Origin of the sequence: Flavobacterium azooxidireducens (assembly GCF_023195775.1) — a bacterium.
GTDB classification, from domain to species: Bacteria; Bacteroidota; Bacteroidia; order Flavobacteriales; family Flavobacteriaceae; genus Flavobacterium; species Flavobacterium azooxidireducens.
Window position 1 is genome coordinate 3,748,548 of sequence record NZ_CP096205.1, and the last position, 22,236, is coordinate 3,770,783.

A 22,236-nucleotide genomic window follows, 5' to 3' on the forward strand; every position below is an offset into this window, starting at 1 on the left:
GGGAGTTAATGGCTAAAACATCTTCGACAAATTCTGCCAAAAAAGAAGCAGAAGCAAAATCTGAAAATAAAAAAATATTCAAATTTTCCAAACAACATCGATTCTTGTTTGGCTGTTTTTTGGTGCTTTTTTCAGTAGCTTTGTTTCTGTCGATGGTTTCCTTTTTTATTCATTGGCAAGAAGACCAGAGTGCCGTTAGCAGCATAAGTAACCGTTCTGTTGATGTGAAAAATTGGTTGGGAAAAGTGGGTGCTTACTTAGCTGATTTGTTTCTTTATAGAGGTTTTGGAATAGCTTCCTTCCTACTCGTTCGTCTGTTTTTTATGTCGGGAATCTACATGATTCTGAGCCTTCCTCTAAAAAAATTAAAGAATTTATGGTTTTGGGATTTATTTGCGATGGTAAATTTCTCCTTAATGTTTGGATTCTTTTCAAATTATATTCCTGAATTAGGCGGAATTGTCGGGTTTGAAATGAATTCCTATATTCAAGATTTCATGGGAAAACCAGGAACGCTTTTAGTCTTGGTTTTCAGTTTTCTAATTTATTTGATTTTTAAAGTAAATGTTTCGCCTGAAACGTTTCAAAAATTATTTGAAAGAAAGAAAAATGAAATTAAAGAAGATTTAGAAGAAGCCGCTGCTATCAATCCATTTGATCAACCTATTGAAACTAAAAAGGAAGAAGAATTAGAAGATGGTGTAATTTCAATCAAAAAACCTGCTTCATCCTTCGAAATAAATAAAGAAAATCTCAAACCAACTATTGAAAATGCTTCTGAAATTAATCTCGAACCAAAGATTAAAACATTAGAACCAAATCCTCTTCCAATTTCCAGAGAACCGGAAATCATAAAAACGGATGATGAACAGTTTGTAATAGAAAAAGCTCCTGAGGAAGAACAAATTGAAGAAAATTTAGCTGCTAAATTAGTGGCCGATTTTGGAGAATTTGATCCAACATTAGAATTATCAAAATACAAATTCCCAACATTAGATTTATTAAAAGACTATGGCTCAAGCGGAATTACAATTAATCAAGAAGAATTAGAAGAAAATAAAAACAGAATTTTAGAAACACTTCGTAACTATAAAATCGATATTGCTCAAATCAAAGCCACTGTTGGTCCGTCTGTTACTTTATATGAAATTGTTCCTGAAGCCGGTATTCGTATTTCAAAAATTAAAAGTTTAGAAGATGATATCGCCTTATCACTTTCAGCTTTAGGTATTCGTATTATTGCTCCAATTCCCGGAAAAGGAACAATTGGTATTGAAGTGCCAAACAAAAATCCTACGATGGTTCCGATGAAATCGGTCATTGGTTCTTCTCGTTTTCAAGAAGCCGAAATGGAACTGCCTTTAGCCTTAGGTAAAACAATTTCCAACGAAACGTTTGTGGTTGATTTAGCTAAGATGCCTCACCTTTTGATGGCCGGTGCTACAGGACAAGGAAAATCGGTTGGATTAAATGCGGTGTTGACTTCTTTATTATACAAAAAACATCCTGCTGAAGTAAAATTCGTGTTGGTAGATCCCAAAAAAGTAGAGCTAACACTTTTTAATAAAATTGAACGTCATTATTTGGCCAAATTACCAGATAATTCAGATGCCATAATTACAGATAACACAAAGGTTATCAATACTTTAAATTCGTTGTGTATTGAAATGGATAACCGTTATACGCTTTTAAAAGATGCGATGGTTAGAAATATCAAGGAATACAATGATAAGTTTAAAGCTCGAAAACTAAATCCAAACGAAGGTCATCGCTTTTTACCTTACATTATATTGGTGGTTGATGAGTTTGCCGATTTGATTATGACCGCCGGAAAAGAAGTTGAAACACCAATCGCCCGTTTGGCACAATTAGCTCGTGCAATCGGAATTCATTTAATTATTGCTACACAACGCCCTTCGGTGAATGTAATTACAGGTTTAATTAAAGCTAACTTCCCTGCACGTATTGCGTTTAGAGTAACTTCCAAAATCGATTCACGAACAATTTTAGATACACAAGGAGCCGATCAGTTAATTGGTCGTGGTGATATGCTATATACAAATGGCAATGATTTGGTTCGTGTGCAATGTGCTTTTGTTGATACTCCGGAAGTTGAACGCATCACTGAATTCATAGGTTCGCAAAAAGCGTATCCAAATGCCTATCTGCTTCCTGAATACGTTGGCGAAGAAAGTGGCACAATGCTTGATATAGATATATCCGAACGTGATTCAATGTTTAGGGATGCTGCCGAGGTGATTGTAACCGCACAACAAGGTTCTGCCTCATTATTGCAACGAAAGTTAAAACTAGGTTACAATCGTGCCGGAAGATTGATAGATCAATTGGAAGCTGCCGGAATTGTAGGACCTTTTGAAGGAAGCAAAGCCCGATCGGTGAATATTCCTGACTTGAATTCGTTAAACGAATTTTTTAACAACGAACAAAACAATGCTTAAAATGAAAAAATTTATCTGGATTTCAATTCTGTTTTTATCTGTATTTAGTGTACAAGCACAGGATAAAAAAGCAAAAGATTTATTGGATGAAGTAACTGCTAAAGTAAAAAGCTACGAAAACATTTCAATCGATTTTAAATACAGTCTTCAAAATACCAAAGAAAACATCAATCAGGGTAGTAAAGGAAATGTAATTTTAAAAGGAAATCTTTACCACTTGAATTTCATGGGAACAACGAAGATTTTTGATGGAAAAAAAACCTACACAATAGTTCCGGAAGATGAAGAAGTAACAATTTCTAAAGTGGATGAAAAAGATGAAAATGCCATTACACCCTCCAAAATGTTAACCTTTTTTAATGAAGGATATAAATATTATTGGGATATTCCTCAAGATATAAAAGGCAGAAAAATTCAATACATCAAATTAGTACCAATTAGTTCAAAAGATCAACGAAAAGAAATTCTTTTGGGAATTGATGTTCAAACAAAAAACATCTACAATTTGATTGAAGTAGGCAAAAAAGGAACTAAAACAACACTCACTGTTAATTCTTTCAAAACCAATCAGCCATTATCAAAAAATCAGTTTACCTTTGACGAGAGTAAATTCAAAAATTACTACATCAATAGAATAGACTAATTTTTACGGTGAAAATTCTCGATCGCTATATCCTGACTTCATTTTTGAGTACATTTGCTACGGTATTTGTTATCCTCTTTTTTATCTTTATACTTCAGGGAATATGGCTTTTTATTGCCGATTTAGCCGGAAAAGATTTAGATAGCTATTTGATTATTAAATTTCTCACCTTTTATTCTCCTACCGTAGTTCCGTTAGTATTACCACTTTCGGTATTATTGGCTTCCATAATGACTTTCGGTAATTTTGCCGAAAATTATGAATTTGCTGCAATGAAATCTTCCGGAATATCGCTGAGACGTGCTATGCACTCTTTGACTATTTTTATTTTAGGGTTGAGCTTTGTAGCTTTTTTATTTGCCAATAATATCATTCCTCAAGCTCAATTCAAATTCATTAACCTTCGTAAAAGCATTGTTCAGCAAAAACCTTCCATGGCAATTGCGGAAGGTCAATTTAGCACTGTTGGAAATCATACTATAAAAGTAGCAGAAAAATATGGCGATAACGATAATTTATTACGCGATGTTACCATACATAAATTATCTAATTTGGGAGTAGGCACAAATGTGGTTATCAAAGCAAAACGAGGAGAGTTAATTAGCACCGAAAACTCTAATTTTCTTCAATTAATTTTGTTTGATGGAAATTATTATGAAGATGTACCTGTAAAAAATTATGCGGAAAAGAACAAAGTTCCATTTGCAAAAAGTGCCTTTAAAAAATACATTATTAATTTTGATTTGGCTCCATTACAAAAAACAGACATGGATGCCGACCAAATTGCTAATACCAATAACATGCTTAATATCAATGAACTGAGATACACGCTTGATTCATTAGAAATTAATCATAAAAAAGATATCATTTCTTATACTGAAAATATGAAACAACGTTATGTTTCATTTTATGCTCAACCTACAAAATACAGTAGAAAAGACACGACAGTTGCAGAAAAAGTTAAAAAAAATGGTAACGTGAAAGATTTAATAACTATACTACAACCAAATCAAAAAAGCAGTGTTTATGATATTGCTAAAGCAAATATTGCAAATACAAAATTTTCTATTGAAGGTTCAAAATTTGAATTAGAAGGAAAAATAAAAAATATTAACAACCATTGGTTAGCCTTGTATGATAAATTTGTGATTGCTTATGCTTGCTTGCTAATGTTTTTTATCGGAGCACCAATTGGTGCCATCATTAGAAAAGGAGGATTAGGCTTACCAATTGTCTTTGCAATGGTCGTTTTTATTGTTTACCATTTTATTAATGTTTTTGGAAAAAAACTAGCCCAAGAAGATGCAATTACACCTTTCTTTGGTGCTTGGATGTCATCCATTATACTTACACCGGTTGCCATTTTACTAACCTACAGAGCTACTAACGATATTGGATTGGTTAATATGGATGTTATTTTACAGCCAATCTTAAAATTATTTAAAAAGCGTTCTTCTGAACAAAACTAAAATTAATCATGTCTCAAAAAATACAACTAAATACGATTGAAGAAGCCATAGAAGACATCCGTCAAGGAAAAGTAATCATTGTAGTAGATGATGAAGATCGTGAAAACGAAGGCGATTTTTTGGCGGCAGCCGAAAAAGTAACTCCGGAAATGATCAATTTTATGGCAACACACGGTCGCGGTCTCATTTGTGCTCCGCTAACCGAAAGACGATGCAAAGAATTAGAACTTCATACCATGGTGAGTAACAACACCGATCACATGGAAACAGCTTTTACGGTTTCTATTGATTTAAAAGGGCATGGCGTTTCTACCGGCATTTCTGCAGCAGACAGAGCAAAAACCATTTTAGCTCTAGTGGATGAAAACACAAAACCGTTTGATTTAGCAAGACCAGGACATATTTTTCCGTTAATTGCTAAGCAAGGTGGCGTTTTACGAAGAACCGGCCATACAGAAGCCGCTATCGATTTTGCTAGACTTGCCGGATTTACTCCCGCCGGTGTTATTTGTGAAATTATGAACGAAGACGGTTCGATGTCTCGTTTACCGCAATTAGTTGAAGTTGCCAAAAAATTTGATTTAAAATTAGTTTCTATTGAAGACTTGGTCGCTTACAGAATGCAACATGACAGCTTGATTCAGAAAAAAGAAGATTTTGAAATCAACACTCGCTTTGGTTCATTTCGATTGAGAGCTTATCTTCAAACCACCAATAAACAAGTACATTTGGCTTTAACGAAAGGTAGTTGGAATAATGGCGATGCTGTTTTAACACGAATCAATTCGAAACAAGTGAATAATGATATTTTAGAAACGTTAACCAACAATTCAGATAAACGTTTGGAAAGCATGTTCAATCGTATTAATGAAGAAGGTGAAGGTGCGATAATTTTTATCAACCAAGAAATTCCATCGATAGAATTGCTCAATCGCTTAGGTGAACTCAAAGTATTACAAGAAGAAGGACAAATGAAAGCTCCACCTATTAGAATGGATGCCAAAGATTTTGGTATTGGTGCCCAAATTCTGCACGATATTGATATTTCAAAAATCCGATTACTTTCAAATTCCGAACAAACAAAAAGAGTCGGAATGATTGGTTATGGTTTGGAAATTATGGAATACGTACAGTATTAATTGCCGATTTTAAAGTCTTTCTGAAATAAACTTTCTATCTAAATCATAGATAATGAAACGATTAGTTGATACTTTTTAAATAGTATAGATTTTTAGTAAAAAAAGGTTTGTTTAAACCAAAAATCGTTCTATATTTGCACTCGCAATCAGAAAATGGTTGTGCTTATTGGAGAAATGGCAGAGTGGTCGATTGCGGCAGTCTTGAAAACTGTTGACTGTAACAGGTCCGGGGGTTCGAATCCCTCTTTCTCCGCAGAAGCCTTGTAATCTTTTTGATATACAAGGCTTTTTTCTTTTTAATACTTCTCTCTTATTAAGCATATAAATTAGTTAGTCTAAAGAGGAAAAATTCTATACTTCTGTCCCCTGTAAATTTGCTTGTAAAGGCTCTTGTTTTCGCATTAAAAGATCCTGCTTAAGCAATAGTACTTCTATTGTCAAAATAGTTCAATATGGTTTTGTAATGATTGATTATTTAAAACAACAAGGCTTAACAGCTTATGTGAATACAATACTTTTGACAAAGGACAAGACAAAAATTATCAAAAAAACACAAACCATTTAGTAAAGAAACCTTCATTACAATCAAGAAGAAGATTATTATGCATGCTCGATGGGTGAGAAAATACACATAATTAACGAAAGTAAAAAAACTACCGAAGCTTGATATGTACAACATTTATCGTATTGCCAAGCCAAAAACTGCGATGGTTGTACTCTACAAGGTCAATGCTTTAACGAAAAAAGGAAATCGGAGTATAGAGAGAAGCCTCAATCTTGAGAGACACAAACAAAAAATAAGAGAACTCCTAACAAGCTAGACAGGATTACAAAAATGAGAACAACGCACAGCCAATGTAGAACTCGTATTCGCTCAACTCAAACATAACAACATTTTTTTTTACGATTTTCATTAAAAGGAATCGAAAAAACAGAATTAGAGTTCGGATTAATGGCTTTAGCACACAATTTAAGAAAGAAAATTGCCGCTTATAGGTATTTTACACTTTTTTAAATTACTAAGTTTTGATGAAAATTTAATCAAATAAAAAAAACAGTCTCACATTTTAGTATTGAGAAAGCTTCTTTTATCATTTATAAAAATTTTAAAAAAGTATAATTTTTTTTAAAAACTAAACAAAGCTATACTTCCTAGTTTTACCAAACAACGTTTAGATTTAGCCAAAGCAAAAAAATGGCAAATGGCAATTATAGGTTGGCGATATTTTGTGACAACTAGAGCGTTGGATAAAAATAATTAGTATGTTATCACTGCAAAAACAGGATATTCTTTTACTTTTCCTCTTCCGTTTAAAAAGGATAATTCCATTATAAAATTGAGCTGAACAATTTCACCCCCTAATTTTTCTACTAATTCACAAACGGCTTTAGCTGTTCCTCCGGTAGCTAAAACATCATCGTGAATTAAAACTTTATCTCCTTTTTGAATTGCATCAATGTGAATTTCTAATGAATCTGAACCATATTCTAATTCGTAGGAAGCAGAAATCGTATTAAAAGGAAGTTTTTTCGGTTTTCGCACAGGAATAAAACCGGCATTTAATTCTTGTGCTAACAGTGTTGCGAAGAAGAAACCTCGACTTTCAACTCCGACAACTTTATCAATTTTTTGTTTATTTAAACTCTCTAAAAGAACTTGTAAGCATTCTGAAGTCGCTTCTGAACTTGCAAGTAACGGCGTAATGTCCTTAAAAACAATACCCTTTTTCGGAAAGTCAACAATGTCACGAATATATTTTTCTAAAGCCATAAAAAAGTGATTTTTAAAGTAAATTTGATTTGCAAGTTACGCAAAAATTACTATATTTGCACCCGCATTAAGGCCTCGTGGCGCAACTGAATAGCGCATCTGATTACGGCTCAGAAGGTTACTGGTTTGAATCCAGTCGAGGTCACGAATAAATAGTAACAAAAAGAAAAAACGCCAAGCTTGCTTGAGCGTTTTTTTTGTTTTTGCTATTTTCAAAGAAGAGCTTTGTTGGATGTTGTTTGCAAAATCCAGTCAAGGTCATAATAATAAAAAAATCGCCAACTACGTTTGGCGATTTTTTTATTAAATTAAGGTGCAATATACTCATAGGAAGCTTGCAAACCAAGCGGTATGCCTAAAGCCCAATAAATCAAAAGGAATATTGTCCATAAAACCATAAAAGCAATAGAGTATGGAATCATCATTGAAACCAAAGTTCCAATTCCAGTGCTCTTGACATATTTTTGACAATACACAACAACCAAAGGAAAATAAGGCATTAACGGAGTTACAATATTTGAAACCGAATCTCCTACTCTATAAGAAGCTTGTGTTAAGTCTGGAGAAATACCTAATTGCATTAACATTGGTACCATAATTGGAGCCAACAAAGCCCATTTTGCAGAAGCAGATCCTATAAATAAATTTACAAATGCTGTCAGCAGAATAATTCCAACGATTGTAATTTCAGGTGCTAGAGCCAATGCTTTTAAACCAGAAGCTCCTTTGATGGCTAACAAAGCTCCTAAATTTGATTTAGTGAAAGCATCTATAAATAGAGCACAGAAAAAAGCCATCACGATATAATAACTCATTCCGCTCATGGATTTTGTCATGCTATCAATAATGTCTTTTGACTTTTTGAAAGTTCCAGACATTAAGCCATAAACCACTCCGGGAATTAAGAAAATAATGAATATTAATGGTACAATTGAACGCATTAAAGGTGCAGAAAGAGCTGCTAAATCACCTGACTCCGATCGCAACGAAGAGTCTGCAGGAGCTGCCCATAAAAATAACGCTAACAGACAAACAATCATGACTAAACAAGCTGCCCAGAACGCTTTTTTCTCTTTTGGTAAAAGCTTGTCCATTGTGGGTTGTTCGTCTGCATTAACTTCTACAGAAACCGATTTTAATCGAGGTTCAACTATTTTATCTGTGATATACCAACCAATGATTACAATTAATAAGGTTGAAGCTGATGTAAAAAACCAGTTGTTAAGTGGATTTAACTCAATTGCAGGATTAATAATTTGTGCTGCCGATTGAGTGAATCCTTGCAACAACGGATCGATACCGGAAGGTACAAAATTGGCACTGAATCCACCGGAAACTCCGGCAAAAGCAGCTGCAATTCCCGATAAAGGATGACGGCCAGCGGCATAGAAAATTACCCCTCCAAGTGGAATAACTAACACGTAACCCGCATCAGTAGCGGTGTGAGACACGATAGCTACCAATATAAGCATTGGTGTTAATAAAGCTTTTGGTGTAATACTCAACATTGATTTAAGTCCGGCGTTGATGAAACCTGCATGTTCTGCAACTCCAACTCCAAGCATAGCTACTAAAACTATTCCTAATGGAGCGAATCCGGTAAAGGTGGTGACCATGTTGGACAAGAATGCTGCAAGTGAAGTTCCGCTTAGTAAATTAATTACTTGTATTGGTGCTTGCGAACGGGGATCAATTACATCAAAAGTAAAATTGGATAAAATGGCTGAGATGATCCAAATTCCAATCATGAGGCTGAAAAACAAAATGGCCGGATCGGGCAATTTATTTCCTTTTTTTTCAATAAAGTCGAGGGCTTTGTTTACAAAACCCTTTTTTACAGGTAAGTTTTCTTCCATATAGTTAGTTTGTTTATGGCACTAATGTAGTAATTTTTTTGTAATCAGTAAGCTGTTATTGGTTTTCTGTTGTTTGACTGCTTGGTGATGGAAAAGAACCACTAAGGATTTGCCACAAAGAAAGGAAGCCACAAAGTTTTGGGGTTGAAGGTCATAGGGTTTGGAACCAAAAAGAGGTGAAGTAGAATTTAATGTACTTGCTATTATAATATCCTTCCTTCAGGACAAGATTGGGGTGAACTGTGACTGAAATCTACTAAATGCCACTGAATTTGCGTTAGGGATTGAAGTGGAAACCCCGCAACGAATAGGCCTAATTTTTTACGGGGTTTGTGGGCGACCAACGGAAGCCCAACAAAATCCGATAAAAAATAGGTCTATTCGTGAGGAGTTGGAACGGAAAGCCCGCCCGAACGCCCTAAACTAATCGACTTTCATGAATGGCTAACAAAGGCACTTGAACGTGATAGGATAATTTTTGTGTGAGACTTTGTTTGAATAATTCTTCAAAAAATCCGCGTTTATAATTAAGCATGGCCAACATATCAACATTATATGAATCGACAAAATTGAGTATGGTTTGCTGAACATTTTCATCTTCAAAAATGTGAAAAACTACTTTTTCGTCTTTAAATAGAAATTTCCAGTCTTGAATTACAACCGGATTTACATCTGTTTTTTTGGTTTGTATGTAAAGGCAATGTACTTTGGCATTTAACAGTTTTGCTAATTCTATTACTTTTCGGAGTGCTATTAAATCTTTTTCGCGGAATCTTGTAGTGAAGACAATGTTATGAATTCCAGCATATTCTGAATTTTGTGGTACACCTATGACATAGGCTTCTAATTCTGTCATTACGCTTCCGGTATTAGAGCCCAAAAAGGTTTCTTTGAGGCCGGTTGCTCCTTTTGTACCCATGACCACATAGTCGATATTCTCGTCTTTGGTAACTTTTTTGATGGTCCAGATTAAATCGCCGTGTTTGAGAATGTTACTGATTTTGACATGGCTTAAATTATATTTTTCTGCTATATCACGAAGTAGTGGGATTTGATCTTTGAAGTTTTCAAAGTTTTCTAATTCGATACTATCATATACGTCTTTGAGTGTGTTAGGCATGCCTCCCATGTGTAACTGCGGGAGTTCATAAGCATGAAGGGTTATTAACTCTGCCTTCATTGCATCGGCTAATTTTAATGCGTAAACAAAAGCATTGTTGGATGCCTCTGAAAAATCGGTTGGGAATAGTATACGTTTCATGATATTTAGTTTTATTCGGTTTTCTGCTATTGGTTGTCTGTTGTTGGTTTTCGGCTGACCATCATACATCACCCATCATCTCACAAGTAAAGTTAATCAATATGAATGAAATTTGAAATGATAATTGTCAGTTATAACATTTTATTAAGATTGAGGTTTCGCGTTTCGTTTAAATTTTGCTTTTGAGTAAAATTTAAAACTCAAATTCTTTACCATCCTCCGCTAAAAGAATATTTGGAAAAATAGTTTCTGCTTCTGTTTTAAATAGTTCAATCGATTCGTAGCGAGTGGAATAATGACCGAGCACAAGATGTTTGACATTGGCTTTCAAAGCGATTTCGGCAGCTTGTTTGGCGGTTGTATGCATTGTTTTTTCGGCTAAATGCGATTCTTTTTCTAAGAAGGTAGATTCGTGATACAAAACATCTACATTTTCAATTATCGGAATTAAATCTTCATTATAAATAGTATCCGAACAAAAAGCATAACTTTTTTCGTGTTCAGGATTAAAAGTAATTTCGTGATTCGGAATTATTGTTCCGTTATCTAATGTAATATCGCCACCGTATTTTATTTTTTGGTAATAAACGACATCTATTCCGAGATTTTGAATTTTATCGATGTTGAGTTTGCGTTCTTTATTTTTTTCTTGGAATAAAAATCCGTTCGTGTAAATGCGATGTTTGAGCGGAATGGTTTTTACGATCACTCTTTCATCTTCAAACAAAACTTGACTTTCTTTCGATTCTAATTCATGGAAATAAAGATTGTAACCTGTATATGAATTTCCGGCCCGTAATTGCAACAAAATAATTTCTTTCACGCCTTTTGGACCGTAAATATGTAAATCACTTTCACGATTGAGTAGCATAAACGTAGAAATCAATCCCACCAAACCAAAAAAATGATCACCGTGTAAATGCGAAATAAAGATGTGATTGATTTTTGAGAATTTTATTTTGTTTTTCCGCAATTGAACCTGTGTTCCTTCTCCACAATCAATCAAAAACATACGGTTTTTAATTTCTAAAACTTGTGAAGTTGGATTGGTAATGGTGCGAGGTGTGGCGGCGTAACAGCCGAGGATGGTTAGTTTCATGAGGAAGTTGTCCGTTGTCTGTTGTCTGTTATCGGTTAAAAACCTAAATCGCGTTCAATTTCTTCCATTTCAATAATGTCGTGAGCTTCTAAAAGTGTGGGAACAACGGTTAATTTGGTTGGAACATCATTAAAATCGATATCTTGAACCACCATGACAAATGACTTTTTTCCTTTTTTATGCGTTTTAGATAAATCACTGAACAATTTTATTTGTTTCAGTTTTACTTCTTTATCCATCGACATGTCTAAAATTAAATTCTGATTTTTAAAACTATTGTGCTGCGTGGTGACTTTTTCAAGAAAAGCTAAACAATCGCCTTGGGTATTTTTTAGAATGGTTGTATGTCCTTTTTGATCAACTTTCATTTTTTTTTGAGTTGCTGAGATTCTGAGTGTCTGAGTGTCTGAGTGTCTGAGATTTTGAATAATTTATTTTAATAAAATTTAAATTTATAAAAAAAATAACAAATAGCAACATTAATTAAGCCAATTATAATTAATGGTAAAATAATAAATTCATCATTGAGAAATGAAAAACAACAAAAAATTAAATAAATAAAAGAAACTATTGAAAGCTTTTTTTTACTACTGAGAGAAAAAAAATAAACACTATTTGAAATCAAACAAAGTGTAATTAAAATCAGCATATAAATTGAAAAAATCAGTAAACCTGGACCTGAACCATCTCGAAGAAATTCAAAAAAAAGTAAAAATATAGCGGTAATAATTAGGATCAAAAAAGATAAAAAATATTTTAAACCATTTGATTTTATCATTACTTAATTTTTGACGCCAAAAGATAAATAACCGCCATTCTGATCGCTACGCCGTTTTCAACTTGTTCTAAAATAACTGATTGTTTGGAGTCGGCTACATCACTTGTAATTTCCACTCCGCGATTAATTGGTCCGGGATGCATAATGACGATTTCTTTATTTAATGAATCAAGAAGTGCTTTATCTACACCGTATTGCTGAGCATATTCTCTTGTTGACGGAAAATAATTGACATCCATTCGTTCATTTTGAACACGAAGCATATTAGCTACATCGCACCATTCTAATGCTTTTCGTAAATTTGGTTCAACCGAAACACCTAGACTTTCAATGTGTTTTGGAATCAACGTTTTTGGTCCGCACACTTTTACTTCAGCTCCTTGCATTTGAAGGGCAAAAATGTTAGAAAGTGCCACTCTGGAATGCAGGATATCACCAACAATTACGACCTTCTTCCCTCTTACTTCGCCTAATCGTTCTCTGATTGAATAACTGTCTAATAACGCTTGTGTAGGATGTTCGTGTGCTCCGTCACCAGCATTGATTATACTCGCGTTTACATTTTTTGAAAGAAAATAAGCAGCTCCCGGATTAGCATGACGCATCACAACCATATCCACTTTCATGGCCAAAATATTATTGACTGTATCGATTAGTGTTTCCCCTTTTTTAACGGATGATTGAGCTGCTGAAAAACTTATCACATCTGCAGAAAGTCTTTTTTGAGCGAGTTCGAATGATAATTTTGTTCGTGTACTGTTTTCGAAAAAGATGTTAGCAATTGTAATATCCCGCAAAGACGGAACTTTTTTAATCGGACGGTTAATCACTTCTTTAAAATGATCGGCTGTTTCAAAAATAAGTTGAATATCCTCGGGTTGAAGGTATTTGATGCCTAATAAATGGTTAACACTTAATTCTTTCATTCTAGATTGTTCGATTTTTCGATTGTTGGATTATTCGATTGTTCGATTTTGAGATTGTTGGATTTTTGGATTGTTAGATTTTTTGAACTTTCTAAGAATCCAAAAATCCAGTAATCTAATATCCTTTTAAACTAAATATACAGTATCTTCGCCTTCATTTTCAGTCCAGCAGACTTTTACTTTTTCGTTATTAATAGCATCCACCTGTCTTCCACGATAATCGGGTTGAATGGGCAAGTGACGGCTAAATCGTCTATCAATGAGCACTAAAAGCTCAATTTCGCTTGGTCTTCCGAAAGATTGAATGGCGGTTAAAGCTGATCGAATACTTCTTCCGGTGTATAAAACATCATCAATAAATATGACTTTTTTATCTTCCACTATAAAATCAATTTCTGTTTTATTGGCTTCTAATGGCTTTTCACCACGACGGAAATCATCTCTAAAAAAAGTGATGTCTAATAATCCGAATTTTATATTTTTAACTTGATATTCTTCTTGTAAAAGTTGAACAATTCTTTTGGCTAGAAAAGATCCGCGAGGCTGTAATCCAATTATAATAGTATTCGAAAAATCAAGGTGTTTTTCAATCAGCTGACAGGCCAAACGATGGAGAATGATATTGACTTCTTTGGAAGTGAGCAATACTTTTTGACTCATGGTTGTGTTGTTTGGTGTGTAAAGATATAATTTTTTACGATTTATTTTAAAAAAAATCCCGAAACAAAGTCTCAGGATTCAAATTATAATTAGCTATACATTTTCTTTCTTAATTCTTTGATTTTATCATCTTCCAAATATTCATCAAATGTCATATAACGATCGATCACGCCATTTGGTGTAATTTCAACAACGCGATTGGCAACAGTTTGAGCAAATTCGTGATCGTGTGTCGTAAATAAAACCGAACCTTTAAAGTTTTTTAATGAGTTATTGAACGCTTGAATTGATTCCAAATCCAAGTGATTGGTTGGTTCGTCAAGCATTAAAACGTTGGCACGAAGCATCATCATTCGAGAAATCATACAACGTACTTTTTCTCCACCGGATAAAACTCGTCCGGTTTTAAGAGCTTCTTCTCCTGAGAAAATCATTTTCCCTAAAAACCCACGAACATAAACTTCGTCACGTTCTTCTTCCGTTTTTGCCCATTGGCGTAACCAATCAACTAAGGTGTAATCATTTTCAAAAAAAGCATGATTATCGGCTGGCAAATAGGATTGATTTGTAGTAATTCCCCAATCAAAAGTTCCTGCATCAGCTTTTAAATTTCCGTTTAAAATTTCATAAAAAGCGGTGGTAGCTCTTGAATCTTTAGAAAAAACAACGACTTTGTCTCCTTTTGCCATGTTTAAATCTACATTTTTGAAAAGTATTTCACCTTCCATCGATGCACTCAAACCTACTACATTCAAAATTTGATCACCCGCTTCACGCTCTTGGTCAAAAATAATGGCAGGATATCTTCTGCTGGAAGGCTTTATTTCATCTAAATTTAACTTTTCAATCATTTTTTTACGGGAAGTAGCTTGTTTTGATTTGGCTACGTTGGCACTAAAACGACGAATAAATTCTTCTAATTCTGCTTTCTTTTCTTCAGCTTTTTTGTTTTGTTGAGCACGTTGTTTGGCGGCTAATTGGCTACTTTCGTACCAAAATGTATAATTTCCAGAATAATGCGTAATTTTTCCAAAATCGATATCCGAAACATGCGTACAAACCGCATCTAAAAAGTGACGGTCATGCGATACAACTAAAACGGTGTTTTCATAATTAGCTAAGAAATTTTCTAACCAACCAATGGTTTCAAAATCCAAATCGTTGGTAGGCTCATCCATAATCAACACATCAGGATTTCCAAAAAGAGCTTGTGCTAAAAGGACACGAACTTTTAGTTTTCCTTCCAATTCGCCCATCAAATTATAATGATAATCGGCTGTAATTCCTAAATTTGATAGCATTGCAGCGGCATCAGAATCGGCATTCCAACCATTCATTTCTTCAAACTGCACTTGCAATTCTCCAATTTTGTCGGCATTCGAATCATTGTAATCGGCATACAAAGCATCCATCTCTGCTTTAACGGCATAGAGCACTTTGTTTCCCATCAAAACCGTTTCCAAAACCGTATGTTCATCAAACATATTGTGATTTTGGTTTAAAACCGACATTCTTTTTCCGGGTTCCAAAATAATTCTACCGGAAGTTGGATCCATTTCGCCAGAAATAATTTTCATGAACGTGGATTTTCCGGCACCATTTGCTCCGATAATTCCGTAGCAATTGCCTTGTGTGAAGGTTACATTCACTTCGTCAAACAAAATTCTTTTGCCAAACTGAACCGATAAATTTGAAACTGTCAACATGTGTTTTCTATATTTTTAAAAAGCGTTGCAAAAGTAGAAAAAATAAAGCACTTTTGAGCCACAGTTATTTAGAATAAATATAGGTTTAATTTAACTGTCTGTTAACAAGATATAAACATTAGAAAAAATACTTTTGTTATAAACTAATACCACATAATGATTGCCTATTCAAAAAAAATACTTTCCTCATTACCTATCGCCTTACTATTTGTAGTTATTGGATGTCAAAAAGAATTTGGCAATGATAATTATACAGCTTATTTTGGTGGTGAAGTAATCAATCCCAAAACTAACTTTGTCTTATTTCTAAAAGATGATGAAGTTGTTGATACTATTTTTTTGGATAAAAATAACCGATTTATTCACAAGTTTGATTCATTAGCTCCCGGTTTATATACTTTTAAACACGAGCCTGAATATCAATATGTTTATTTTGACAAAAATGATAGTTTGATGGTTCGCATTAATCCTGTAGAATTTGACGAATCTATTGTTTTTTGTGGTCGTGGCGATGAAAAGAACAACTTTTTAATGGAGCTTTATCTTAAAAATGAAGACGATAGAAACAAAATGTTTGATGTTTTTGATTATGATGTAGAGAAGTTCATCTCAAATTGTGATTCATCCTATGACAGTAAAGTAGAGTTTTATAATTCCAAAAAAGAAAAAATAAAATGGAATGATGACTTTGATTTGTATGCAAAAACAATGTTGAGCTTTCATCATTACTCAAAAAAAGAAATTTATCCGATGGCTCACAAAATGAGAACGGGTGAAAATGTAAATGATAAATTACCTACTAATTATTATAATTTCAGAAATGAAGTTGACTTTAACAATAAATCATTAGTAAGTTATTCTCCGTTCGTTCGATACTTAACTAATTTTTTGGGAAATGTGTCGTTTAGTCAACCTAATTCAACTAATTTGGAAGATGAAGATTTAGAGCAACACATTCATAAATTAAACATTGCCGACACGCTTTTTAAGAACGAAAAAATAAAAAATAAAATTCTAAACAATATTGCTTTTTCTTATTTGTTAGAAGATCAAAATATTGTTAACAATCAAAAATTCTTAGCTCGTTACAACGAATTATCTACTGATAAAAGCAAACAAAACGAAATTAACAAAATCGGTTCATCTATTCAAAATCTTGCACTTGGGAATGATTTACCGGCTGTTACTTTGGTTGATTTGAATGGTAATAAAATCAATAGTCAAACAATTTTAAATCGAAAAACCGTTGTTTTCTTTTGGACAGAAAATGCAGAATCGCATTTATTGGCTGTTCACAGAAAAGCATTAGATTTTCACAAAAACAACCCTGATTATCAATTTGTAGCCATTAATATTGATGAAGATCAAATCAAATGGAAAAAAGTATTAGAAAATCACAGATTTGGAACGATCAATGAGTTTAGAGCCGATAATTTTGAAGAATTAAAAGATAAATGGGTAATAACAAAATTACACCGTACTATCATCTTAAACGAATCAGGAAAAATTCACAATGGTTTTGTCAACTTGTTTGATGTGAAATTTGGTGAACAGTTGAAATAAGAAAATTATAAAAACAAAAAATCCCGTCATTTTTTCAAGTGACGGGATTTTTTTTATGTTTAAAAAACTATTGATTTGCTTTCGCATGGTCAGCTAAAAACTGAGCCAATCCAATATCAGTTAACGGATGTTTCAATAATCCTAAAATAGCAGATAATGGTCCGGTCATTACATCGGCACCAATTTTTGCACAGTTTACAATGTGCATCGTGTGACGAACTGAAGCAGCCAAAATTTGTGTATCATAACCATAGTTGTCATAAATATCACGAATTTCTTCGATTAAAGCTAAACCATCAGTAGAAACATCATCTAATCTTCCGATAAATGGTGAAACATAAGTTGCTCCTGCTTTTGCTGCTAATAAAGCTTGTCCGGCAGAAAAAACTAAGGTTACATTTGTTTTAACTCCTCTATCTGAGAAATATTTACATGCTTTGATACCTTCTTTAGTCATTGGTAATTTTACAACGATTTGATCGTGTAATTCCGATAACTCTTCACCTTCTTTAATCATTCCGTCATAATCGGTTGCGATTACTTCGGCACTTACATCACCGGTTACAATGTTACAAATGTCTACATAATGTTTCAACACATTATTTTTTCCGCTAATGCCTTCTTTAGCCATCAAAGACGGATTTGTAGTTACGCCATCTAAAACACCTAAAGCCTGAGCTTCTTTGATTTGATCGAGGTTGGCGGTGTCAATAAAAAATTTCATATGTGAGTTGTGTTTAAATTCGAATGCAAAATTACGAAAATCAATAACAATTACAATGTCAATATCAAAAATCAATTGGAATGAACTCCTAATTGATTTTTGTTATTGACTTTTGAATTTGATTTTTGAATTTGATTTTTGAATTTGCTTTTTGTCATTGTTATTGCTTTTTGTCATTGATCTGGTAATGCTTCATCAACATTCTTTCATAAACCCTATCAGGCAAAATTCGTTTTAAAACAACTGAAAAACGTTGGAGAAAACTTCCCACTTTATAATGAACATTTGGTTTATTAGTTTCAATAATTTTATAAATTGCAAAAGCCATTTCGTTTGGATTACTACCTGAATCGACATGTTCATCCATCATTTTTAACGTATTTTCGTATGGAATTTTATACGCCGAATCATCATTTAACGGAGCGTGATAACGACCGGAAGCAATATTGGTAGCAAAATCGCCGGGAGCTACATTGGTTAATTGAATTCCGAAGGATTTTACTTCCATTCGAATGGCTTCGGTGATGATTTCTAATGCACCTTTTGAAGCGGAGTAAACACTTCGATACGGCAATCCCATATAACCGGCAATGGAAGTAATATTGATAATTAAACCCGATTTTTGACTTCTCATTTGTGGCAAAACGGCTTTTATCACTTCAATCGGTCCAAAAAAATTGGTTTCAAAATTGTTTTTGATTTCTTGGGTGGGAATTTCTTCGAGCGGACCTGTAATTCCGACTCCGGCATTGTTGATGACCACATCCAATTTGCCTTCTTTTTGAATTAATTCGGAAATGGCATTTTTAATACTATTCACATCCCTAACATCCAATTGCAACAAAGGAAAAACGGAATCTTTTACTTGATTTGGATTTCTACTTGTTCCGTAAACAACATAGCCTTTTTGATGTAAAAAAGTGCCGATTGATTTACCAATTCCGCTGGAACCGCCAGTGATGAGAATTATTTTTGACATGATTGGGTTTAAAAAGTAAAGATAGTGCAAAAGTTATCCGCTGTCCGTTGTCCGTTGTCCGTTGTCTGTTATCTGTTGTCCGTTGTCTGTTAACCGATAACTGACAACAGACAACTATTTCCAGTTAAAAGTCACTTCCTTTTCAATATCCGGATGCAAACTTAGCATCACAGGACAAGTCATCGCAGCTCTTTCTAGTATAGTTTTGGTTTTATCATCGGCTTCAAAATTCATATTTAAAACAGTGATAATTTTAGAAATTTTTCGAGGTTCGGGTTGCATGATTTTAGTAACTTCTACAGTTGAACCTGTTAAATCGACATTCAAATCTCGTGATTTTATTCCCATAATAGAAATCATACAAGTGGCTAATGAATTGGCAACTAAATCAGTTGGAGAAAAAGCTTCTCCTTTTCCGTGGTTATCTTTTGGAGCATCCGACAAAATTTCTGTTCCGGATTGAATGTGAACTGAAGTTGTTCTCAATTCGCCAATATAGGTTACTTTTGAAGTCATTATTCTACTGGTTTTGCGGTTAAATCTTCATCATAACGCATAATATAAACGCCTTTGTTGGAATAACCGGAGGCTAATTTTTTCTCGTAATCAAATTTGTTTTCGATACCCTCGCTTGCTGTATTTTGAATAGTAGTTTCAAAATCTTCTTCTTGTGAAAGTCGCAACATCGTATCAAAAACTAAATCAAAACCACGGATAGCATATTGGTTTGGATAAACGTTATTTTTCTTTTTATAACTGGTTGCAAATCCTAACGATTCTGAAGTATCTTGAAATTTAGCCAACGAAGGAAAAATAATATTTTGTTTCAATATTCGCGGAAAAACTTCATCTGTTTCAAAGGTTGGATTGATGTCTAAAACCACTAATTCTGCTTTATATCCTTCACTTTTTGCTTTGCTACATTGAGCTACAGCATTAAAAATCATTCCGGTTGCGGCTGTTTCTAAAATAAAATAATTTACTTTATTTTTAGAAAGCTTTGGGGTGATGCTATCACCAATTACACCGCCTTTTTCTCCTAATGGAGCGATATAAATGTCTTTATGATTTTCTTCAATAAACTTTTTGGTTGCAGCTTTTTTTCTATCAATCAAAGCAATCATATTTCCGTTTTTTGATCGAATGTAATCAAACATTACATTTTTTACAAAATCAGCGGATGGCATCGATTGATACAAATTGCTATACGATTTTGATGTTTCCCGCAAAGGAGAAATAACAGGCACGTTATGTGGATTTAAAAGTTCTGCGGCTTTTTCAACATATTGAGGATAAAACGGTCCGATAACGGCATGAGCTTTATCAACATTGTTATTTCGAATAATCGGAAGCACATTGGAAGAGCTTTTCGTTTCTTGAGAATCAAATATTTTCACATTGAAATTAAGTCCCAATCGCTTAGCCGAATCAATTGCCATTAAAGCTCCAGAATAAAAATCCAACGTCATATTTAAGAATCCGTCACGTTTTAATCTAGCTTGAGTAGATAAAGTGGTATCACTTTCGATATTGGAAACATTAAAAGGAAATAACAATACAATTTCTTTTTTCTCTTTAACGGATATCGATTTGCTTAAATCTTTTACTAAACGAACAGTTCCTGTGTTCACTGATACATTTGCCGGAACTTTAATCATCATTCCATCTCTAACACCATCTTTTAATTCCGGATTCAAAGCGATTAATTCATCTTGACTCAAACGAAACATTTTGGCTAATCCAAATAAAGTTTCTTTTGGTTTTACTTCATAAGTTAAGTACTTTCCGTTATTTGGAACTTCAATTTTCTTTGCAGGAGTTGAAGTGGTAGTTTCAACTGATTTCCCTTTTTTAATGATTAATTTTTGTCCGATTATTAAACCTGATTTCGCTTCAGGATTCAATAATTCCAGTTCTTCAACCGAGATATTATATTGTTTGGAAATACCATACATCGTTTCTTTGGGCTGAACTTCATGATAAACTGCTTGCCCGTTTGAAATTACTTCTTGTTTAGCTTCTTCTTTTTTTCCATTAATTTGAATGGTTTGTCCTATTTTTAGGCCTTCCTTTTTAACTTCAGGATTTAAACGTTCTAATTCTTCAACCGAAGTATTATATTGTTTTGCAATTCCGAAAAGCGTTTCTTTAGGCTGAACTTCATGCGTTTTTGAATTTCCGTTTTGCTCTTTGGTAACAGCTGAAGTAGGAATAAGTAATGTTGTATTTTCCTGAATTCCGTTTTGAGCATCGGGATTCAATCGATAAATATCGTAAGGTGTAACTTTATACTTTTGAGCAATTTGAGTAATTGTTTCTCCTTTGGCAACTGTATGCTTTTTATAATTAGAAGGCTGAGCCATCAAAAAATTGGTGACACTTAAAAAGATAATTACCGTTTTAAATACTAATTTCATTCTTGTAGGTTGATACATTTTAAACGCAGTTAATTGGCTTTAATTGTTAATACTTGTCCGGCTTGTAATCCATTTTTTAATACTCTTTCATTCTGACTCAAAATAGCGTCAATGGAAACATTATACTTTTTTGATAATCCGTATAAGGTTTCTTTTGGGGCAACAGTATGTTTAAAAATTTCTCCGGCATTTGGTTTGATAGTTGCTAATTGAACTTCTTTTTTTTGTTGAACAGCATTATCATTTTTGTTATTACCAACAATTGTGCCATCTGGAATTTTTAATGTTTGTCCGGCTTGCAAATTATTTTTCATCAAAATAGCATTTGCATTTTTTAATTCATCAACCGAAACATTATAAAGTTTTGATAAACCATAAAGTGTTTCACCAGCTTTCACTTTGTGATCCAATCGATTGGTAACTTTTGTAACTTTAGCTTCTGATTTTTGAACTTCTTTTGGCTCTTCAACCGTCTTCTTAAGCTTTATTTCCGGTTCTTTTGAATCTGTTTTAGTGATGTATTTTTCATCCGGAATATCAATTACAGGTGATTTTTGAGGAGCGTAAAACTCCAACACCATTCCTTCTTTAACACCATCAATAGCAAATCGATTGGCTCTGTAAATTTCGGCCGGATCGACTACATATTTTTTTGAAATATCTAAAACAGTTTCACCCGAAACTACTGTGTGTTTCACAGGATCCATTCCGGGTTTGACTACGGTTTGTGAAAAAGTGATTTGGGGGCTTAGCAATATCATTACTCCAAACAAAAACTTCTTCATC

The 22,236-nt window shown here is 33.6% G+C and carries 19 protein-coding genes and 2 tRNA genes; 8 read left to right on the forward strand and 13 right to left on the reverse strand.

What is annotated here, in order from left to right:
- Window positions 1–8 precede the first annotated feature (8 nt).
- The 6 genes from M0M57_RS16325 (at window position 9) to M0M57_RS16350 (ending at window position 6,972) form a co-directional block, all read left to right on the forward strand.
- Complete coding sequence (locus M0M57_RS16325) at window positions 9–2,459, forward strand: DNA translocase FtsK (protein WP_248434167.1); 2,451 nt, start codon at window positions 9–11, stop codon at window positions 2,457–2,459.
- 1 nt (window position 2,460) lies between these two features.
- Window positions 2,461–3,102 carry a LolA family protein gene (locus M0M57_RS16330; RefSeq protein WP_248434168.1) on the forward strand — a complete coding sequence of 214 codons (642 nt, stop codon included), beginning with the start codon at window positions 2,461–2,463 and terminating at the stop codon, window positions 3,100–3,102.
- Between the two features lie 8 nt (window positions 3,103–3,110).
- The gene (locus M0M57_RS16335) at window positions 3,111–4,571 is read left to right on the forward strand and encodes an LptF/LptG family permease (RefSeq protein WP_248434169.1); all 1,461 of its coding nucleotides are present in this window, start codon (window positions 3,111–3,113) and stop codon (window positions 4,569–4,571) included.
- A gap of 8 nt (window positions 4,572–4,579) precedes the next feature.
- Window positions 4,580–5,710 (forward strand): 3,4-dihydroxy-2-butanone-4-phosphate synthase, encoded by a 1,131-nt coding sequence (gene ribB, locus M0M57_RS16340; protein ID WP_407647446.1) that lies wholly within the window; start codon window positions 4,580–4,582, stop codon window positions 5,708–5,710.
- Between the two features lie 168 nt (window positions 5,711–5,878).
- Window positions 5,879–5,963, forward strand: a tRNA-Ser gene (locus M0M57_RS16345).
- Between the two features lie 892 nt (window positions 5,964–6,855).
- Window positions 6,856–6,972 (forward strand): SsrA-binding protein, encoded by a 117-nt coding sequence (locus tag M0M57_RS16350; RefSeq protein WP_248436772.1) that lies wholly within the window; start codon window positions 6,856–6,858, stop codon window positions 6,970–6,972.
- Here M0M57_RS16350 and M0M57_RS16355 read toward each other — a convergent pair.
- The gene (locus M0M57_RS16355) at window positions 6,969–7,481 is read right to left on the reverse strand and encodes an adenine phosphoribosyltransferase (protein WP_248434170.1); all 513 of its coding nucleotides are present in this window, start codon (window positions 7,479–7,481) and stop codon (window positions 6,969–6,971) included. The two genes, M0M57_RS16350 and M0M57_RS16355, sit on opposite strands and share 4 nt — an antisense overlap.
- A gap of 71 nt (window positions 7,482–7,552) precedes the next feature.
- Between M0M57_RS16355 and M0M57_RS16360 the strand changes: the two genes are divergently transcribed.
- Window positions 7,553–7,626, forward strand: a tRNA-Arg gene (locus tag M0M57_RS16360).
- Window positions 7,627–7,789: 163 nt separating this feature from the next.
- Here the strand turns inward: M0M57_RS16360 and M0M57_RS16365 are convergent.
- The 7 genes from M0M57_RS16365 to M0M57_RS16395 form a co-directional block, all read right to left on the reverse strand.
- Complete coding sequence (locus M0M57_RS16365; protein ID WP_248434171.1) at window positions 7,790–9,337, reverse strand: AbgT family transporter; 1,548 nt, start codon at window positions 9,335–9,337, stop codon at window positions 7,790–7,792.
- A gap of 418 nt (window positions 9,338–9,755) precedes the next feature.
- On the reverse strand, window positions 9,756–10,598 hold the full coding sequence (locus M0M57_RS16370) for a universal stress protein (RefSeq protein WP_248434172.1): 843 nt from the start codon (window positions 10,596–10,598) through the stop codon (window positions 9,756–9,758).
- A 193-nt stretch (window positions 10,599–10,791) separates the two neighbouring features.
- Window positions 10,792–11,697: a ribonuclease Z gene (locus M0M57_RS16375; protein WP_248434173.1), complete on the reverse strand. Its 906-nt coding sequence runs from the start codon at window positions 11,695–11,697 to the stop codon at window positions 10,792–10,794.
- Window positions 11,698–11,732: 35 nt separating this feature from the next.
- On the reverse strand, window positions 11,733–12,065 hold the full coding sequence (locus tag M0M57_RS16380) for a ribonuclease Z (protein ID WP_248434174.1): 333 nt from the start codon (window positions 12,063–12,065) through the stop codon (window positions 11,733–11,735).
- Window positions 12,066–12,474: 409 nt separating this feature from the next.
- Window positions 12,475–13,401, reverse strand: a complete 927-nt coding sequence (locus M0M57_RS16385) for an aspartate carbamoyltransferase catalytic subunit (RefSeq protein WP_248434175.1) — start codon at window positions 13,399–13,401, stop codon at window positions 12,475–12,477.
- A 126-nt stretch (window positions 13,402–13,527) separates the two neighbouring features.
- The gene (pyrR, locus tag M0M57_RS16390) at window positions 13,528–14,061 is read right to left on the reverse strand and encodes a bifunctional pyr operon transcriptional regulator/uracil phosphoribosyltransferase PyrR (protein ID WP_248434176.1); all 534 of its coding nucleotides are present in this window, start codon (window positions 14,059–14,061) and stop codon (window positions 13,528–13,530) included.
- An 89-nt stretch (window positions 14,062–14,150) separates the two neighbouring features.
- Window positions 14,151–15,767, reverse strand: a complete 1,617-nt coding sequence (locus tag M0M57_RS16395; protein WP_248434177.1) for an ABC-F family ATP-binding cassette domain-containing protein — start codon at window positions 15,765–15,767, stop codon at window positions 14,151–14,153.
- A gap of 156 nt (window positions 15,768–15,923) precedes the next feature.
- Between M0M57_RS16395 and M0M57_RS16400 the strand changes: the two genes are divergently transcribed.
- Complete coding sequence (locus M0M57_RS16400) at window positions 15,924–17,330, forward strand: thioredoxin-like domain-containing protein (RefSeq protein WP_248434178.1); 1,407 nt, start codon at window positions 15,924–15,926, stop codon at window positions 17,328–17,330.
- Between the two features lie 67 nt (window positions 17,331–17,397).
- On the opposite strand, the gene fsa is transcribed toward M0M57_RS16400, so the two are convergent.
- From fsa to M0M57_RS16425, 5 genes are all read right to left on the reverse strand, one after another.
- Window positions 17,398–18,054, reverse strand: a complete 657-nt coding sequence (gene fsa, locus M0M57_RS16405) for a fructose-6-phosphate aldolase (RefSeq protein WP_112084545.1) — start codon at window positions 18,052–18,054, stop codon at window positions 17,398–17,400.
- 160 nt (window positions 18,055–18,214) lie between these two features.
- Window positions 18,215–19,033: an SDR family oxidoreductase gene (locus M0M57_RS16410; protein WP_248434179.1), complete on the reverse strand. Its 819-nt coding sequence runs from the start codon at window positions 19,031–19,033 to the stop codon at window positions 18,215–18,217.
- 114 nt (window positions 19,034–19,147) lie between these two features.
- Window positions 19,148–19,549: an OsmC family protein gene (locus M0M57_RS16415; RefSeq protein ID WP_248434180.1), complete on the reverse strand. Its 402-nt coding sequence runs from the start codon at window positions 19,547–19,549 to the stop codon at window positions 19,148–19,150.
- Window positions 19,549–21,450, reverse strand: a complete 1,902-nt coding sequence (locus M0M57_RS16420; protein ID WP_248434181.1) for an amino acid ABC transporter substrate-binding protein — start codon at window positions 21,448–21,450, stop codon at window positions 19,549–19,551. The genes M0M57_RS16415 and M0M57_RS16420 overlap by 1 nt, the downstream gene beginning before the upstream one ends.
- A 29-nt stretch (window positions 21,451–21,479) precedes the next feature.
- Window positions 21,480–22,235 (reverse strand): LysM peptidoglycan-binding domain-containing protein, encoded by a 756-nt coding sequence (locus M0M57_RS16425; protein WP_248434182.1) that lies wholly within the window; start codon window positions 22,233–22,235, stop codon window positions 21,480–21,482.
- Window position 22,236 lies beyond the last annotated feature (1 nt).

Excerpts from the sequence above, each read along its gene's own strand:
- M0M57_RS16325 (WP_248434167.1), top strand. The coding sequence starts at position 9 with ATGGCTAAAACATCTTCGACAAATTCTGCCAAAAAAGAAGCAGAAGCA.
- M0M57_RS16330 (WP_248434168.1), top strand. The coding sequence starts at position 2,461 with ATGAAAAAATTTATCTGGATTTCAATTCTGTTTTTATCTGTATTTAGT.
- ribB (WP_407647446.1), top strand. The coding sequence starts at position 4,580 with ATGTCTCAAAAAATACAACTAAATACGATTGAAGAAGCCATAGAAGAC.
- M0M57_RS16355 (WP_248434170.1), bottom strand. The coding sequence starts at position 7,481 with ATGGCTTTAGAAAAATATATTCGTGACATTGTTGACTTTCCGAAAAAG.
- M0M57_RS16365 (WP_248434171.1), bottom strand. The coding sequence starts at position 9,337 with ATGGAAGAAAACTTACCTGTAAAAAAGGGTTTTGTAAACAAAGCCCTC.
- M0M57_RS16370 (WP_248434172.1), bottom strand. The coding sequence starts at position 10,598 with ATGAAACGTATACTATTCCCAACCGATTTTTCAGAGGCATCCAACAAT.
- M0M57_RS16375 (WP_248434173.1), bottom strand. The coding sequence starts at position 11,697 with ATGAAACTAACCATCCTCGGCTGTTACGCCGCCACACCTCGCACCATT.
- M0M57_RS16380 (WP_248434174.1), bottom strand. The coding sequence starts at position 12,065 with ATGAAAGTTGATCAAAAAGGACATACAACCATTCTAAAAAATACCCAA.
- M0M57_RS16385 (WP_248434175.1), bottom strand. The coding sequence starts at position 13,401 with ATGAAAGAATTAAGTGTTAACCATTTATTAGGCATCAAATACCTTCAA.
- pyrR (WP_248434176.1), bottom strand. The coding sequence starts at position 14,061 with ATGAGTCAAAAAGTATTGCTCACTTCCAAAGAAGTCAATATCATTCTC.
- M0M57_RS16395 (WP_248434177.1), bottom strand. The coding sequence starts at position 15,767 with ATGTTGACAGTTTCAAATTTATCGGTTCAGTTTGGCAAAAGAATTTTG.
- M0M57_RS16400 (WP_248434178.1), top strand. The coding sequence starts at position 15,924 with ATGATTGCCTATTCAAAAAAAATACTTTCCTCATTACCTATCGCCTTA.
- fsa (WP_112084545.1), bottom strand. The coding sequence starts at position 18,054 with ATGAAATTTTTTATTGACACCGCCAACCTCGATCAAATCAAAGAAGCT.
- M0M57_RS16410 (WP_248434179.1), bottom strand. The coding sequence starts at position 19,033 with ATGTCAAAAATAATTCTCATCACTGGCGGTTCCAGCGGAATTGGTAAA.
- M0M57_RS16415 (WP_248434180.1), bottom strand. The coding sequence starts at position 19,549 with ATGACTTCAAAAGTAACCTATATTGGCGAATTGAGAACAACTTCAGTT.
- M0M57_RS16420 (WP_248434181.1), bottom strand. The coding sequence starts at position 21,450 with ATGAAATTAGTATTTAAAACGGTAATTATCTTTTTAAGTGTCACCAAT.
- M0M57_RS16425 (WP_248434182.1), bottom strand. The coding sequence starts at position 22,235 with ATGAAGAAGTTTTTGTTTGGAGTAATGATATTGCTAAGCCCCCAAATC.